The following is a 16,018-nucleotide window of genomic DNA, read 5'->3' as shown; positions in this document are numbered from 1 at the left end:
CGTTAGCAACCCGGAACTTCCCGACTGCCAGGATGGTGGCATGCAGATGACCGAAGGATCTCCTACGGGCGGTTCGGAGACGCCGGAAGGCAAGCAAGGCCTACTCGCCCTTCTGCTGTCCATGGCGATGTTCGTCCTCGTCGTCGATACGTCGCTGATGAACGTCTCGATCTCGTACGTGGTTCGAGATCTCGACACCACCGTCAGCGGCGTGCAGGCGGCGATCGCGCTCGAGGCGCTCGTATCGGCCGCATTCATCCTGATCGGCAGCAAGGTCGGCGACCTCATCGGACGCAAACGTGCCTACGTGCTGGGTTTGCTCGGCTACGCGATAGGTGCGTCGGCGATGGTTCTCGCGCAGAACCTGACCGCGATCATCATCTTCTGGGCCATATTGGGTGGAATCGGCGCGTCGCTGTTGCTGCCCGCGATGCAGTCCCTCATTCACGGAAACTTCGAGGGAGCGGCTCAAAAGAAGGTCTACGCCCTGGTGGGGGCGGCTGCGGCAATTGCCGCGGCCGTCGGACCGCTGCTCGGCGGCTTCATCACCACCTATCTTTCCTGGCGTGTCGCGTTCGGGCTCGAGGTCGTCATCATCGCGGTCGTGCTGTCGGGCATCAAACTCGTCAAGGATGTGCCCTACACCGGAGTCCGGAGCATCGACACGGTGGGCGCGATCCTCTCCGTCCTGGGCATGGGCGGGATCGTGCTCGGCATCCTGGTGTGGCAGGAGGGCGGCGAGGCCGTCGGCGCGCTCCTCGCGACCGGTGCGATCGGCCTGGCCGGGTTGGCCTACTGGCTGGTTCGGCGTAAGCGGCAGGGCAAACCGACGCTGCTGGACCCGGAATTGTTCAAGTCGAAGGTGTTCCGGCTTGGCATCACTGCGCAGATGCTCCAGCAGATAGCGTTGGGCGGCACGATGATTGCGCTGCCGATTTACCTGCAAATGGTGCTCGAGTACAACGCGATGCAGGCGGGCCTGTCCCTCGCCCCACTATCTCTCAGCATGTTCGCCGTAGCGCTGCTCGCGGGCAAGAAGTTGGCCGGTCGCCGCGCGAGCAGCGTCGTTCGCTGGGGATTCCTGCTCCTCACCCTCGGGATCGCGATCCTGATCCCGATCGTGCCGAGGGCGGAGTTCGGCTGGGGGCTGGTGGTTCCCCTGATCATCGCGGGATCCGGACTGGGGCTGTTGGTGTCGCAACTCAACAACTACACGCTCGCCCCGATCTCGGAGGAGCGGGTCAGCGAGGCCGCAGGCACGAACTCGGCGGGCGGATCGTTCGGGCTGTCGTTCGGCCTGGCGTTCGCCGGCGCGATCATGCTGGCCACGCTGTCGTTTGCCTTCACCCAGATGGCGGAATCGAGCGACGTGCTCCCGCCGGCCGAGCAACAGCAGGTCGCGCAGGTCCTCGAGGACGACGCCGAGGTGATGAGCAACACCGCCCTGGACGCGCAGCTCGTTGATCAGCCGCCGGACATCAAGGCCGAGATCATCCGAATCAACACCGACGCACGACCACTCGCGCTTCAGGTCGCGCTGCTCGTTCCCCTGATAGCCGGTCTTCTCGGGCTGCTCAACTCCTTCCGGATGGCGCGGATTCCGGAGGCACCGCCGGCGAACTCCGGCGCCGGCCAGATGCTGGACTGACGCTCAGGCCACCTGCGGCATGACTTCCGCCGCGACCAATTCGAGATGCTCCAGGTCGGCGAGGTCGAGGGTCTGCAAGTAAACGCGCGTGGCACCCAGTTCGCCGTACCGACCGAGCTTGTCCACGACCTCGGCCGGGGTTCCCGCGGCGCCGTTCTCGCGCAGCTCGCCGACCTCGCGGCCGATGCTCGCGGCCCGCCGGGCGATCTCTTCCTCGTTTCGCCCGCAGCACAGCACGAGCGCATTCGACAGGGTCAACTCCTCGGGTGCGCGCCCAGCGGCGGCACAGGCCTCGCGCACCCGGCCGAATTGTTCCCGGGCCGCGTCGAGCGGCACGAACGGCAGGTTGAACTCGTTCGCATACCGGGCGGCGAGTGCCGGGGTGCGCTTCTTGCCCATGCCGCCGATGATGATCGGCGGTCGCGGCCGTTGCGCAGGCTTGGGCAGCGCCGGCGAATCGGTGATCGGGTAGTGCTTCCCGGCATGGTCGAACCGATCCCCGTACGGGGTTTCCCACAGCCCGGTAATGACCGCCAGCGACTCCTCGAGCCGGTCGAACCGTTCGGACACCGCCGGGAACGGAATCCCGTAGGCAGCGTGCTCGGCCTCGTACCAGCCCGCGCCGATGCCGAGTTCTACCCGCCCGCTGCTCATCGCGTCGACCTGCGCCACCGACACCGCGAGGGGGCCCGGGTAGCGGAATGTGGCCGACGTGACGAGCGTCCCGAGTCGGATTGCCGAGGTGTCGCGGGCAAGCCCGGCCAGCGTGATCCACGCGTCCGTGGGACCCGGCAGCCCGTCGACGTTCATGGCCAGGTAGTGGTCGGACCGAAAGAATGCGTTGTAGCCGAGTTCCTCGGCGGTGACCGCCACCCGAAGCAGATCGTTATAAGTCGCGCCCTGTTGTGGTTCGGTGAACACTCGCAGCTCCATGGGAGACACTGTGCCAGAACTCGCCAGGCGACCTACTCAACGCTTTTCAGCGGCGGCACTCCGGCGCGGAGTAGGCGGCAACGCCGCGGCGCCCTCCGCCGGCAATCCGATCCGGATGAGCAGCTGCCCGTGATATTGACCATCCAGCAGTTCGCGCCCGATCGCTGCTCGAATGTCGGGGAACTCGAGCGGCTCGGTGATCGGACATGTCGCCAACCCGAGCATCGTCGCGGTCAGCAGGAGCTCGCTCGCGGCCTCACCGGCGCGCAGCCGTGCCAGTATGTCGTCGCACTCGGTGCCGATCACGATGAACGTCGACCCCTCGCCGACGGAAGCGGCACCCTCCGCGAGTTTGCCGATCGCGAAGGATTGCGGCGCGATCCCGTCGTCGACGCTGCCGTGCGCACCGCCGCTCCAGGTGGCGAGCTCGATGCGGTAGTCCGGGTCACTATCGTGCCGCCTTGTCGCGGCCCGCTGCGCGGCAGCGACGAACGCGCGAGTCGCAGGGGCGGACACTGCGCGAGCAATGACCCCGTGCCCGCTCACACCGTCGATCAGCGAGCGCACGGTTTGCGGCGGGACCGGGCACGCACTGTACGGGCGCCGGTCGGAGCGCCGCTGCGTGATCGCGGCAGCGGTGGAGATGTCCTCGTCGGTAGGCACCTGAGCCACGAGCCGAATGCTGGCAAGGTGGTTCGGTTCGAACACCCTTGGCATCCTGTGCACCTGGGCGGCCCATCCGGCTGCGGCACACGCGGCACACAAATGATGCAGTGCGACACCGCAACTCAGCGTCAGATCACGGCGGTCCGGGTCGGCGTTGGGAAGCGAGACCGCCGGATCCGCGTAAAGTTCGATACCGGTATGCCCGACCCGCCATTGCCAAGGCTGGGTGTTGTGCACGGACGGCGCTCGGGTGGCGAGTTCGATCGCCCGCTCGACCGCGGCCGAGTCCATCGTGGTGTGCTGCGCCATTGCGCTCACCTTCAATCGTGTGGCTCACTTCCACCTTGGCACCGGGTGACCGCTACCGAAAGGGTCCATTGGCACCAAGATCGCTGCGTCAGGCCACCTCGGGCACCCCGGCCAGCGCGTCGCGCAGCTCCTGCTCGGACAGCGCGTCGTCGGTGAGCGATCCCGCGAGGTACTGCTGCGCCTGCTCCCAGCGCCGTGCGCGATACAGCGGCGCGGTCGCTCATCCGTTGCTCCCTTCGATATTCGTCTGCTTTGCTCGAGTGCGTCGCAGGGTCGCGGAAAGGTGGTGCTGCAGCGGTTGTCCGACCGCGCCCATGTCCACCGTGTAGGTCAGCTCGTCACCGTCGATACGGAACGAACGTCGTAGCGCGGTAACCTCTTTCGCCGTACTGGTCAGCCCGATCCGAGTGGCTGTGAGGTCGAGTTCCAGCGCGGCACCCGACACCGCAAGGGTGCCTTCCTCGATTTCCGTGACACCCGTCGGGTGGACGAATACCCATTCGATGCGATCCGCTCGGACTGCACGCAGGTAGCCGGTCTCGGCGTGCAGTGGCCGGCCGTCGTCCGCGGCCCTGGTGCGCTGCCCGTAGGCGAGAAACGGCTTGCCGACATGACCGAAGGTGATCTCTTCGAGGTAGTCGAACGACTCGATCGTCGGATACTCACCCGCACCGCGACCGGACCAGGTGCCGAGCAGCAGGGCGAGCGGGGCAAGGTCGGGGTGCAGATCGGGCACTCGGTCACCCTACGCCGGGCCCGGAAAATCGGTAGCGTGCACCGATCGCGTCCGCCATGCTTCAACTCGATGATCGATATCGACGCATTCATCGCCGACGGCTTCATCAAGGTCGCGCAGGCCGTGCCGCGTGCGGTCGCCGATGGTGCTCGCGACCTGTTGTGGCACCAGATCGGGTTGTCACCGGATGCACCCGAATCGTGGACAGCGCCCGTGGTGTGGACCCAGGACCTGTCGGGAACCGGGCCGTTCGCGCAACTCTGCTCGAGTCCGCTGCTCGCCGCCGCGCTCGACGCGGTGTGCGGCACCGCCGGCTGGGTGGCCCGCAGCGCGCTCGGCACGATTCCGGTGCGGTTCCCGGTACCTGCCACGGTCGATGACCGCGGCTGGCACATCGATCAGAACACGACGTTGTCCGACGGCAGCTGGGCGGTCAGCGGCCGTCCACACACGGTCCTCGTGCTCACGTTGCTCGCCGAAGTCGGCCCGCACGACGCGCCCACCCGGATCCGCGTCGGCTCGCACCGCGATGTCGCCCGGGTGCTCACCGCAGACCCGGTGGATATCTTCGAATTCGCCCCGCGGCTCGCGGCGGCGAGCTCGGATCGACCGGTTGCACTCGCCACCGGGCAGCCCGGGGATATGTACGTGCTGCACCCGTTCACCGTGCATGCCGCGGACGAGCATCGCGGGACGGTGCCGCGGTTCATGGCGCAGACGCCGTTCTTTCTACGCGAGCCCCTCGGCCCGGAGACGCCATCGGCGCTCGCGCAGGTGTGGCGGCAGGCGGGGGCCTGATCGAGCTCGGCCCACCCGACCCGGTTGGGCGGGGATTTCGCTATGGGCAGAGGATAAGACGACAACCGTTTGGAAAGAGCCCCTTTCTCCAATTCCGAGAAGACCATTTCAACGGTAGGAGCTACCTCGTGGATGTACTCGACCGACTACATATGGACGTACCCGTCGCACAGGCCGGGATGGGGTCGATGGCACCGGCAGAACTGGCTGCCGCGGTCGCCGCCGCGGGTGGGCTCGGCACGATCGGTTTCACCGGCCCCCACGTACTCGAAGCCGCGATCGACCGGGTGCACGACTCGGCACCGGGCCGCGCCGTCGCAGTGAACCTGCTGATGCCGTTCGCCAAGCGTCGGCATGTCGAGGTGTGCGTGCGTCGCAAGGTCCATGCGGTCGTGCTCGCGTTCGGCGGCGACGCCATGCTGGTCCGCGAACTGCAGGAGGCGAACATCTTCGTTTTCGTCCTCGTCGGCACCGAACAGGACTGCCGGCGCGCGGTCGCCTGGGGCGCCGACGGCCTGATCGCGCAGGGCGTCGAGGCCGGCGGCCACCTGGCCGGATACGAGTCCGGCGATCAATTCCTCTCGCGGGCAATAGCTTCGGCCGGAACGCGGCCGGTCTTCCGGGCAGGGGGAATAGCCACCAGCGGCGACACGAGAGCCGCGCTGGACGCCGGTGCTGCCGGTGTCGTCGCAGGCACCCGGTTCCTACTGACGCACGAGTCCGCCGCGCACCCGGCATACCAGCAACGCGTACTTTCGTCGCGGAAAACTTTGGAGACAACGCTTTTCGGCTTGAGCTGGCCCGCGCGGCACCGGGTGGTCCCGAACCGCGCCACCGACCGGTGGTGCGACACGACCGGCAAGGCATCGCGGTTGCCGTCGCTGCTCAGCGCGAAGAGTTCGCCACTCGCCCGGTTCGCTGCCGGCGGCGACGAGTCCGGCGTGCTGCAGTGGCAGCGCCCCGGTCTGCCGGTCTTCAGCCCGGCCGCCCCGGTGCGGGGGCTTCCCGACGAATGGATCGAACGTTCGGCGCTGTATGCCGGCGAGTCCGCGCTCCGGATGGAGCGTGTCGTGTCGGCGAAGGAAGCGCTGGAACAGCTTTCGCCGGGCTGAGGCCGAGTACTGCGCGAGGCGCTACTACAAGACCCCACAATTGTTCGGTGCAGGCCGACCTTCGAACCGGTCGACCACCCAGTTCGCCGCCGCAACCAGCGCCGGGAGCGCCTCGAGCAGATGGCCGGTCGCGGTGCTCGGTAGCACCGGCGGAATCGCGTCGGTCTTGTCGAGGTGGATGGTTGCGCCCTGCGCGCACCAGTCGACCGCGAGCTGCCGCACCTGCCCGAACGGGATGACATCGTCGCTGACGCTGCCGGCAATAAGCACCGGCGCAACGGGTTTCAGCCCGCCGATCCGTTGTGCCTGCAGCACGGCACGCAGATTCGGTGCGGTCGCGGTGATCTCGCCAGCACTGCGGCCATCAGTGGTGAACGACGTCGAATGGCGGAACATCTCGAGCAAGCTCAGTTCGATCACACAGGTCTGTGCGGCGACCGCCAGCATCGCCTTGCCTGCCGGGTTGAGCGCGGCATCGATCTCGCCGCGGGTCTGCGGATAATCGGCGTAGAGCCCGTTGAGCACGTATCCGAGTAATCCCGCAGCGGTGCCGCCAACCCGGTCGAGGCCGAAACCGCCGTCGAGCGCGGGAGCGGCGAGGGCCGCGCCGAGATCGGCTGGTGGGGCGCCCGCGTACGTACCTCTGACGTCGAGTTCCGGCGCGTAGCTGCCCTGCAGTTCCGCCGCCGCGGCAGCGGCGCCACCACCCTGCGAATATCCGAAGATCGCGACCGGTGGACGGGGTTGCAAGCCGGTGTCGGTGAGCCGATCGACGGCGCGCGCCGCGTCGAGCACCGCGTGCGCCTCGGCCAACCGATTGACGTAGTCGTGCATGTAGCCGGTGCCGAGTCCGTGATAATCGGTGACCACGACACCCATTCCGCGCGCCAGCAGCGCGAACGCCGTCGAAACCTCGTAACCGGTGAAGAAATCGGTCGGCGGGCTGTAGTGCGCGACTTCGCCGAACAGCTTGGACGGCGCGCACTGATCGCCCTGCCCCTGCGTGCCGGGTGCGACGACGACGAGCGGTCGCGGCCCCGGTCCGGTCCAGTCCTGCGTCGGCTTCAGGTACGTCCCGGTGACGACGGCCGGTTGGTCATGGGTGTCGTTGCTGAGGTACATGATTCGCCGCGCGCTCGCCGGCAGGGGAAGGGCGAGCGGGAACGGCTGTGTGCGCACGACATCACCGGCCCGGCCGCCCGGAAGGGGATCGGGAATGGCGTAGAAATCGTTCGGTGCCGCGCTCGCGGCACTCGCTGCCAGCGGGGCCACGGCCACCGCGAGCAGCAGGACGCCCAGCCACGCCAGCACTCGATTCGTTCGCGAGACCATGGGCGCCCCCGGAAGCCAGTTCGTTACCGCCGGTATGGACAGTACGGAACGACGTGTGGCGCTGTCCGGAGTTTTCACCGGTCTGTCACACATTGCCTGCCTGTCTCGTCCAATCGGCAAGACCCGAGAGAGGAGCCCAAAATGAAGGTTTTTGTCGCCGGAGCGACCGGCGCGCTCGGTAGGCCGTTGATAGCCGAACTCGTCGAACGGGGCCACGAGGTCACCGGGATGACGCGCACTGCGGCCAAGCAGGATCTGCTGCGCAAGCTCGGGGCCGGGCCCGTGGTGGCGGACGCGCTGGACCCGGGTGCGGTCATGCGCGCGGTCTCGGACGCGGAACCGGACGTCATCGTGCACGAACTGACGGCGATCGGAGCGTTCAATCCGCGCCGGATGGAGAGCGGTTTCGCGTTGACGAACCGCCTGCGCACCGAGGGCACCGACCACCTGCTCGCGGCCGGTCGCGAGGTCGGCGTCAAACGTTTCGTCGCGCAGAGCTTCGCACCGCTGGCGTATCTACGGACCGGCGGCATGATCAAAACCGAGGACGACCCCCTCGACAGCGCGCCACCGGCAACCATTCGGACGTCGAACGCAGCGATCAGGCATCTCGAAGCTGTGGTCGCGGGCGCCGATTGGACCGAGGGCATCACGCTGCGCTACGGCGGCTTCTACGGCCCGGGCACCTCGATGGGTCTCGATCCGCTCGGGGATATGGCCGAGGCCATCCGCAAGCGCCGGATGCCGCTCGCCGGCAAGGGAACCGGCGTGTGGTCATTCGTACACGTGGTCGACGCGGCGAGTGCCACAGCGGAGGCGATCGAGCAAGGTAGTCGCGGCGCATACAACGTCGTCGACGACGAACCCGCCCCGGTGTCCGAGTGGCTCCCCTTCCTGGCCAACGCGCTCGGCGCCAAACCTCCACTGCACGTTCCGCTCTGGCTCGCCCGAATCGCCGGCGGCGAAGCCGCAGCGGTGATGATGAGCGAGCTGCGCGGCTCGTCCAACGCCAAGGCGAAGCGCGAACTCGGTTGGCAGCTCAGGTATCCGAGCTGGCGGGAGGGGTTCGTACACGGGCTGCGGTGAGCGGCACTCGCACGCGGGATCCCATGAAAGGACCCGGTCCGGGCGGCACCTGGACTAGGGTTTGATGCAACCCACCGAGGCTGGACCCATGACCGAGATACCGTTTCGCAGCGCATTGACTCCCTATCTCTGCGTGGCCGACGCGCGCGCGGCGATCAACTGGTACATCGACGTGCTCGGCGCCGAAATCACCTACGAACCGATCGTGATGGTCGATGGACGCATCGGTCACGTCGAACTCGCCATCGGCGGCGCGGGTTGGATGATGGCCGATGAGTTCGAGAGCGCCGGCGTGGCACCCCCGGACCCGGCTCGCGGGAACGCCGTCTCACTGCACCTGACGGTGCCGGATGTGGACGCGTTCGTTGCGCGGGTAACCGCGGCGGGTGTCGATTTGGACCGCGAACCCGAGGACGAACCACCTGCCGGGCGCGTGGCTGCATTTCGCGATCCGTTCGGGCACAGGTGGTTTATCAACACCCCAGCCGACTGAGTCGCCGGCGAACACCCCAGCGTGACGAGGCGCTCGTCGAGCCTGGTGGCAGTGATCGGCCGCACGACGCTGTGCCGGGCGACCGGAGCTCAACTCCCTCCGCTCACAGCGAACAAACCCACGGAACAAACCCATACCCTCCCGGGGTTGAGTAGGTATCGCTCAACTTTGGAGGGCAAACGAACGTGACTTCAACACTGCGTCTACCAGTGCTTTTCCTGACCGAACCGGTCGTGCTGCCCGGCATGGTCGTGCCGATCGAACTCGACGAATCGTCCCAGGCGGCGATCGACGCGGCTCGCGCCGGCAGCGACAGCAAGGTGCTGCTCGCGCCTCGACTGGACGAGGGCTACGCGTCCTACGGCGTGCTCGCGTCCATCGAACAGGTGGGCCGCATGCGTGGCGGCACGCCGGCCGCCGTACTCAAGGCCGAGGAGCGCGCGAAGATCGGGCACGGCGTGACCGGGCCGGGCGCTGCCTTGTGGGTGGAGGCCGAACTCGTCGAGGACAGCACCACCGACGGTCGCACCACAGAACTCGCGGCCGAATACAAGAAGCTCGTCGTCTCGGTGCTGCAACGGCGCGAGGCGTGGCAGATCATCGACGCCGTCAACCGGCTGACCGATCCGTCCGCGATCGCCGACACCGCCGGTTACGCGCCCTACCTCGACGACGAGCAGAAGCGGCAACTGCTCGAGACACCCGATGTGGCGCAGCGTTTGACCTCACTCATCGAGTGGACCAAGGCGTATATCGCCGAAGCGGAGGTCACCGAGAAGATCGGCGCCGACGTTCGCGAAGGCATGGAGAAATCCCAGCGCGAATTCCTGCTGCGCCAGCAACTTGCCGCGATCCGCAAGGAACTCGGCGAAGGCGAACCCGACGGCGCCGACGACTACCGCACCCGGGTCGAGACCGCGGACCTGCCGGAGCAGGTACGCGAGCAGGCGCTGCGCGAGGTCGACCGGCTCGAGCGGTCCAGCGACCAGAGCCCGGAGACGGGCTGGATCCGAACTTGGCTCGACACCGTGCTGGAACTGCCGTGGACAGTGAAAACTGAAGACAAAACCGATGTTTCGGCTGCCCGGGCCGTGCTCGACGCCGATCATCACGGCCTCGACGAGGTGAAGGACCGAATGGTCGAGTACCTCGCGGTCCGCTCCCGGCGCGCGCAGCGCGGGCTCGAAATAGTCGGCGGACGCGGTTCGGGTGCCGTCATGGTGCTCGTCGGTCCGCCCGGGGTCGGCAAGACCTCGCTCGGCGAGAGCGTGGCAAGGGCGTTGGACCGCAAGTTCGTTCGCGTCGCACTCGGCGGTGTCCGGGACGAGGCGGAGATCCGCGGTCACCGGCGCACCTACGTCGGCGCATTGCCCGGCCGGATCGTGCGCGCGATCAAGGAAGCCGGCTCGATGAATCCTGTTGTGCTACTGGATGAGATCGACAAGGTCGGTTCGGACTACCGCGGTGATCCCGCCGCGGCCCTGCTCGAGGTGCTCGACCCGGCGCAGAACCACACGTTCCGCGACCACTACCTCGACCTGGATCTCGACCTGTCCGACGTGCTGTTCATCGCCACCGCCAATGTCATGGACACCATCCCGGGCCCGTTGCTGGACCGGATGGAGCTCATCACCGTCGACGGCTACACCGAGGACGACAAGGTCGCCATCGCCCGCGACTTCCTGCTGCCGAGGCAGCTCGAACGCGCGGCGCTGACCACCGACGAGGTGTCGCTGACCGACGCGGCGTTGCGCGAGATCGCGGCGAACTACACCCGGGAAGCCGGTGTGCGGCAAATGGAACGGCTGCTGGCCAAGGCGCTGCGCAAGGCGGCGACCAAGCTCGGCACTGAAGTCGATCCGGCCGCGATCGCCATCGATGTGCCGGACCTGAAGGAGTTCCTGGGCCGCCCCCGGTTCACGCCGGAGTCCTCGGAACGCACTGCGGTGCCCGGCGTTTCGACCGGACTCGCAGTGACCGGCCTCGGCGGCGACGTGTTGTTCATCGAGGCGAACGCCACGGACGGCGATCGCGCGATGAAGATCACCGGCCAGCTCGGTGACGTGATGAAGGAGTCCGCACAGATCGCGTTGACCTACGTTCGCTCGCACCTCGCCGATATCGGCGCAGACACGGGTGCACTCGATCGCGAGATCCACGTGCACGTGCCCGCGGGGGCCGTCCCCAAGGACGGACCCTCGGCCGGCGTCACGATGGTGACCGCGCTGGTGTCGCTCGCGCTCGGACGACCGGTGCGTTCGGATGTCGGCATGACCGGCGAGGTCACGCTGAACGGGCGGGTGCTGCCGATCGGCGGGGTGAAGCAGAAATTGCTCGCCGCGCAGAGAGCCGGCCTGAGGACCGTCTTCATCCCGGCGCGCAACGAGCCCGACCTGGACGATGTTCCGGCGGACGTGCTCGACGCACTCGATGTGCGGCCGGTCGGCGACGTCGCCGAGATCCTCGCCTACGCGATCGAGCCGGCCGCCGCGCTGGGTACCGCCGCCGCGTAGGCGAAAGCCCTACGCCACGTGCACGTACTGCGATGCCCGCGACGGTCCCCTCCGCCGTCGCGGGCCTCGCGCACTCGGCGCGGCCACTCGTGTCGGGGCCTGCCACCGGTCCAGCACGGCCCGCAAGGCAGGCTGCTCGGCGGCCAGGTCGGCCACGACCTGTTGCGGATCGAGGAACTTCTCTTCGGCCAGATCCAACCGCGCGGTCACATGATTGCGCCACCGGTACTGCAGCGTCAGCAGCAGGCCGTCGATGCCGCCGAACAGCCGGTCGAGATCGGGTAGGTCCCGGAACAGTTCCGGGTCATCGGGATTGCGCTCCGCTCGTGCGAGCACCTCATCGATGATTGCGTTGCGCTGGTGTAGATCCGTCCACGACATCCTCGTTCCCCTCCCGAGTTCGCTGGCGAAATCCCGATGCCCCAACGCTATGGACCACCCGTTGCTCGCGCGCCGTCCCCCGGTCGCTACTTTTCCTCCTACCAGGGGTGGAGTCCACGACCGCTCCCGGAATGATGCGGTCCGCACCCCGTCCGCCTTAGGCTGGCCTGATGAAGGTCGCCGCACCCGTGAGCGCCGTGACGGAGAAGGCGCTGCGGTCCCGGATGGTTCCGGCCAAGGCCGTCGACTACATCGCCCGCCGCATGGCCGAGATGCCGCACGAATACACGCCGGCGGTGGTCATCGTCTCCGATGTCGCCATGGTCGTCATCGCCATCGTCGCGGTGGCACAACGCGACGGCTTCTTCCCACCCGGCGTGGCACTCCTCGGTGGTCTCATCACGATCCTGCCCCTCGTGGCGATGCTCTTCCGCAAGGACTTCATACCCACCCGCGGACAAATGTTCTTCCGACTGTCCGCGGGCGCGATCGTCGGAGCCTCGCTGATCCTGCTCGAGCCCGCGTACGCCGATGTCGCGCCGTTCATCCTGGTGTTGATCGTGGGCGAGATCGCCGCGATGGCGAGCGTTCGGGTCAGCCTGCTCGTCGCTGCCGTTGCGGTGGCCGCGCTGATCGTTCCGGCGTTGCTGGGCCGGCTCGAATTCGTTCCCGTCTACATCACCGTGACGGCGCTGGGCTGGCTGATCGGGTTCGTTCTGCAGACGCAGCTCCGGTTGCTGGAGCAGGAGCGGTTGGCGCAGCTGACGAGGGCGGATCAGGCCGCGAGCGCGGAACGGCAACGCATCTCGCGCGAAGTGCACGACGTGGTCGCTCATTCGCTGAGCGTGACGATGCTGCACCTGACGGCCGCTCGGCGGGCACTGCAGGAAGACAACGACACAGCCGAAGCGATCGACGCGCTCATCGACGCGGAACGCCTCGGCCGGCAGGCGATGAGCGATATCCGGCGAACCGTCGGACTGCTACGCGAGGGACCGGCCGACCATGCGCCGGAGCCGGGAGTGGGTGACATCGGAACTCTGATCGACGATTTCGTCCGCGCCGGCCTACCGGTGGAATCCGCGATCCGCGGCAATTCGAAGCTCGTGCCGGACACGGTCGGCTTGTGCCTGTACCGGATCACGCAGGAGTCACTCGCCAACGTCGCCAAGCACGCGTCCGGTGCGCGGACCCGGATAACCCTGAAGATGGGTTCGACCGGCAGCACACTCATCATCGGAAATGACTTGCCCCGCAAGGTTTTCGGTCAGCAAAGTCAGGGCGGATCCGGATTGATCGGAATGCAGCAGCGTGCGCGGCTGGTCGGCGGCACGCTGACGGCGGGCCGGACCAGGGACAGCTGGCAGGTCCGCGCGGATATCCCCTATCAGCCCGAAAACTCCGCCGCCGGGCACACCTGCACCTTCGGTGAGTGGCGATGACCGCGCCCGACGTCGGCGTCCTGCTGGTGGACGATCAAGATCTGGTCCGCTCCGGCTTGCGCCGGATTCTGCGCCGTAAGGATGGCTTCACCATCGTCGCCGAATGCGCGGATGGCGCCGAGGTGTCTGCCGCCGTGGCGACGCATTCCCCCGATGTGGTGTTGATGGACCTGCGCATGAAGGTCGTCGGCGGCATCGAGGCGACCGAGCGAATCAGCCGCGGCCCCGATCCCGTACCGGTGCTCGTACTCACGACCTTCGACGACGACGAGTTGCTCTCGGGCGCGCTCCGCGCCGGCGCCGCCGGCTTTCTGCTCAAGGACTCACCGGCCGAGGAACTGATCCGCGCGGTGCGCACGGTGGCAGGTGGCGCGTCCTGGCTGGATCCGGCGGTCACCGCTCGGGTACTCAGCACCTATCGCAGCGCGCCCGCGCGGGGCGTTGCCGGTATTGCCGCCGGCGAACTTACCTCGCGCGAGCGCGATGTCCTCGCGCTCATCGGCCGTGGCCGAGCCAATTCCGAGATCGCATCCGACCTGCACATTTCCGAGGTCACCGTGAAGAGCCACGTCGGTCACATCTTCGCCAAACTCGGACTGCGCGACCGTGCCGCCGCGATCGTCTACGCGTTCGATCACGGCATCGTCGCACCGCGCGTCTGAGAGGTTCCGTCGCGCTTACGCCCGATTCCCCGGTGATGTGCATCGAGCCGAGCAAGGAGCCGTACGAGATCGTGCCGCTCGTCGGTGCTGAGCGGTTCGACGAGTGCCTCCTGGATACCGTCGAGTGCCCGCTCCAGCTTGCGCAGCTGGCGAATTCCCGACTTCGTGATGCTGACAATGTTGCGGCGACGGTCCGCGGGATCGGGCGTCCGGTCGACGAAGCCGTTGTCGACCAGTTCGTTGATCCGTGCCACCACATCGCTCGGATCCAATTCGGTGCGCCTGCCGAGCGATGCCTGGCTGCCGGGGCCGAACTCGGCCAGAGCCGCGAGCAGGCGGTACTGGTAGCCGCTCGAGTCGACCGCGGCGAACCCCTCGCGTAGCAGTCGTCGCGCGTGTGCCGCCACCTGACCGACGAGCCACGTCGGTGCTTCCCGCACCCGGGATGGTGGTTCGTCGGGCTCGGTCATGACCTCGATCGTACTAACCATTGGCGACACCAACAATCTGGTGCTACCGTTGGTATTGCCAACGTTGGCGTGACCAACAAATATTCGTCGAGGAGTGGAAATGCCTGCACGACTGACCGACATGATCGACCGTGCCGAACTGACAAGTCTCGTGCACTCGGTAGGACGCAACCTGGACCAGAAGGCGTTCGAGGGCATGCGTGCGATCTACACCGCCGATGCGGAGGCAATCACGCCCGGCGGTACCGCCCACGGCATCGAGGCCGTGATCGCCCAGGTGCGTCGCAATCACCAGGATTACGAAGCGTCGCAACATCTTTTCGGGGATGTGCAGGTCGATGTCGACGGCGATACCGCGGTGATCGGTGCAAACACCGTGGTCACTCTCGTACCCGAAGCCGAACATCGGCACATCCACCGGACTATCGGCGTCCGCTACCGGTTCGACGGGATTCGCACCTCGGAGGGCTGGCGATTGCGCCGCGTCGGCATCACACCAGTGTGGGAGCGCAGCACCATTTCCGCCTGACCGGCGGATTATCCGGGCAACGCAATCCGGTCGAGCTCCGCGGCGAACTTTCCCGAGATCAGGTCGAAACCGTGGCCCGTCGGGTGTAGTTCGTTGGCCCAGTAGTCGCGGTAGTCGTCGCCGGTATGCAGAGTGCCGAGCAGGTCGACGTAGCGGACATGCGCAGCCTCGGGACGTCCGGTGAATTCGACGAGCATGGCGTTGTACAGGTCGACGATTCGTGCCGCGATCCGCTTCTTCTCCGCCAAGTCGGTGAAGTTCTTCGCTTCCAGACTCGGACCGAGCCACGGACCGGGCAGCGGACCCCATCCGCCCAGAAAGCCGCGGCCGTCGGGCACCGGGTAGTCGTAGCCGTGCACCAGGATCGGAATGCGGCGATCGAACAGTGACTCGCACATCCGGGTGACTGCGCCGACGAAATGCGCGAGCGCCGACTGCATTCGGCAGCCGATGAAGTCGGCCAGGATCGCCTCGTCGGCGCCGGGCCTGGCGCTGTTGCGGTGGCCGATGAACACTCCGAATTCGGGCCCGGCAAAGTCGTTTCCACCGCCCGAAAGCAGGATCGCCACCGGTGTCTCGCCGCGGGCGCGCACCCACTCGAGCTGCCGCGCGAGGCCGGTGAGCTGAGCATCGTTGTAGGACATCGACTCCAGCGTGTCGCCCAGGTGCGCGACCGAGACGATCTCCCAGCCGGCGTCGTCCTGCAGCGCCGCGAGAATGTCGCGGCGCGGGTAGTCGAACCACGAGTCGCCCTCGGCGACGAGCAGTCCGCGGCGATCCTCCCGGATCCCGAACCTGCGGCGTTCGGCGAGGATGCGCTCGGCGGTCGCGATGCCCGCCGCGGTCTCGTCGGCAATCGGGCAATCCGGCATCGGACACTCCTCGCCTCGTTGCGACCTGTCCTGAGC

General features: G+C 67.2%; 16 protein-coding genes. 9 read left to right on the top strand and 7 right to left on the bottom strand.

The window, feature by feature from the left end:
* Positions 1 to 46 precede the first annotated feature (46 nt).
* Positions 47 to 1,648 carry an MFS transporter gene (locus OG921_RS07275; protein WP_266112264.1) on the top strand — a complete coding sequence of 534 codons (1,602 nt, stop codon included), beginning with the start codon at positions 47 to 49 and terminating at the stop codon, positions 1,646 to 1,648.
* 3 nt (positions 1,649 to 1,651) lie between these two features.
* On the opposite strand, the gene OG921_RS07270 is transcribed toward OG921_RS07275, so the two are convergent.
* The 3 genes from OG921_RS07270 to OG921_RS07260 all read right to left on the bottom strand — a co-directional run bounded on the left by OG921_RS07270 (position 1,652) and on the right by OG921_RS07260 (position 4,292).
* Positions 1,652 to 2,581 carry an LLM class F420-dependent oxidoreductase gene (locus OG921_RS07270; RefSeq protein WP_266111718.1) on the bottom strand — a complete coding sequence of 310 codons (930 nt, stop codon included), beginning with the start codon at positions 2,579 to 2,581 and terminating at the stop codon, positions 1,652 to 1,654.
* Between the two features lie 36 nt (positions 2,582 to 2,617).
* Entirely contained in the window at positions 2,618 to 3,556 is a 939-nt protein-coding gene (locus OG921_RS07265) for a nitroreductase family protein (RefSeq protein ID WP_266111717.1), read from the bottom strand.
* A gap of 220 nt (positions 3,557 to 3,776) precedes the next feature.
* Entirely contained in the window at positions 3,777 to 4,292 is a 516-nt protein-coding gene (locus OG921_RS07260; RefSeq protein WP_266111716.1) for a peroxynitrite isomerase, read from the bottom strand.
* Between the two features lie 69 nt (positions 4,293 to 4,361).
* Here OG921_RS07260 and OG921_RS07255 point away from each other — a divergent pair, with 69 nt between their 5' ends.
* Complete coding sequence (locus OG921_RS07255; RefSeq protein WP_266111715.1) at positions 4,362 to 5,090, top strand: phytanoyl-CoA dioxygenase family protein; 729 nt, start codon at positions 4,362 to 4,364, stop codon at positions 5,088 to 5,090.
* Positions 5,091 to 5,218: 128 nt separating this feature from the next.
* Positions 5,219 to 6,202 (top strand): nitronate monooxygenase family protein, encoded by a 984-nt coding sequence (locus OG921_RS07250; protein ID WP_266111714.1) that lies wholly within the window; start codon positions 5,219 to 5,221, stop codon positions 6,200 to 6,202.
* A gap of 24 nt (positions 6,203 to 6,226) precedes the next feature.
* On the opposite strand, the gene OG921_RS07245 is transcribed toward OG921_RS07250, so the two are convergent.
* Complete coding sequence (locus OG921_RS07245; protein WP_266111713.1) at positions 6,227 to 7,534, bottom strand: lipase family protein; 1,308 nt, start codon at positions 7,532 to 7,534, stop codon at positions 6,227 to 6,229.
* A 141-nt stretch (positions 7,535 to 7,675) separates the two neighbouring features.
* On the opposite strand from OG921_RS07245, the gene OG921_RS07240 reads away from it, so the two are divergent.
* From OG921_RS07240 to lon, 3 genes are all read left to right on the top strand, one after another.
* Positions 7,676 to 8,620 carry an NAD(P)-dependent oxidoreductase gene (locus tag OG921_RS07240; RefSeq protein ID WP_266111712.1) on the top strand — a complete coding sequence of 315 codons (945 nt, stop codon included), beginning with the start codon at positions 7,676 to 7,678 and terminating at the stop codon, positions 8,618 to 8,620.
* Positions 8,621 to 8,708: 88 nt separating this feature from the next.
* Positions 8,709 to 9,113, top strand: coding sequence for a glyoxalase/bleomycin resistance/extradiol dioxygenase family protein (locus OG921_RS07235; protein WP_266111711.1), 405 nt, complete (start codon positions 8,709 to 8,711; stop codon positions 9,111 to 9,113).
* Between the two features lie 185 nt (positions 9,114 to 9,298).
* The gene (gene lon / locus OG921_RS07230; protein ID WP_266111710.1) at positions 9,299 to 11,626 is read left to right on the top strand and encodes an endopeptidase La; all 2,328 of its coding nucleotides are present in this window, start codon (positions 9,299 to 9,301) and stop codon (positions 11,624 to 11,626) included.
* A gap of 9 nt (positions 11,627 to 11,635) precedes the next feature.
* On the opposite strand, the gene OG921_RS07225 is transcribed toward lon, so the two are convergent.
* On the bottom strand, positions 11,636 to 12,007 hold the full coding sequence (locus OG921_RS07225) for a hypothetical protein (protein ID WP_266111709.1): 372 nt from the start codon (positions 12,005 to 12,007) through the stop codon (positions 11,636 to 11,638).
* A gap of 170 nt (positions 12,008 to 12,177) precedes the next feature.
* Between OG921_RS07225 and OG921_RS07220 the strand changes: the two genes are divergently transcribed.
* Both OG921_RS07220 and OG921_RS07215 read left to right on the top strand, forming a co-directional pair.
* Entirely contained in the window at positions 12,178 to 13,449 is a 1,272-nt protein-coding gene (locus tag OG921_RS07220) for a sensor histidine kinase (protein WP_266111708.1), read from the top strand.
* Positions 13,446 to 14,111, top strand: a complete 666-nt coding sequence (locus tag OG921_RS07215; RefSeq protein WP_266111707.1) for a response regulator transcription factor — start codon at positions 13,446 to 13,448, stop codon at positions 14,109 to 14,111. The genes OG921_RS07220 and OG921_RS07215 overlap by 4 nt, the downstream gene beginning before the upstream one ends.
* Here OG921_RS07215 and OG921_RS07210 read toward each other — a convergent pair.
* On the bottom strand, positions 14,084 to 14,581 hold the full coding sequence (locus OG921_RS07210) for a MarR family winged helix-turn-helix transcriptional regulator (protein WP_266111706.1): 498 nt from the start codon (positions 14,579 to 14,581) through the stop codon (positions 14,084 to 14,086). The genes OG921_RS07215 and OG921_RS07210 overlap by 28 nt on opposite strands.
* 100 nt (positions 14,582 to 14,681) lie before the next feature.
* Here OG921_RS07210 and OG921_RS07205 point away from each other — a divergent pair, with 100 nt between their 5' ends.
* Entirely contained in the window at positions 14,682 to 15,110 is a 429-nt protein-coding gene (locus OG921_RS07205) for a nuclear transport factor 2 family protein (protein ID WP_266111705.1), read from the top strand.
* A gap of 8 nt (positions 15,111 to 15,118) precedes the next feature.
* Here the strand turns inward: OG921_RS07205 and OG921_RS07200 are convergent, their stop codons facing one another.
* Positions 15,119 to 15,982 (bottom strand): hypothetical protein, encoded by an 864-nt coding sequence (locus tag OG921_RS07200; protein WP_266111704.1) that lies wholly within the window; start codon positions 15,980 to 15,982, stop codon positions 15,119 to 15,121.
* Between the last annotated feature and the right edge of the window lie 36 nt (positions 15,983 to 16,018).

This window comes from Aldersonia sp. NBC_00410 (assembly GCF_026342035.1).
Classification (GTDB): domain Bacteria; phylum Actinomycetota; class Actinomycetes; order Mycobacteriales; family Mycobacteriaceae; genus Aldersonia.
Note: the sequence above shows the minus strand (reverse complement) of the source record. Positions and strands in the feature narration are given on the sequence as shown.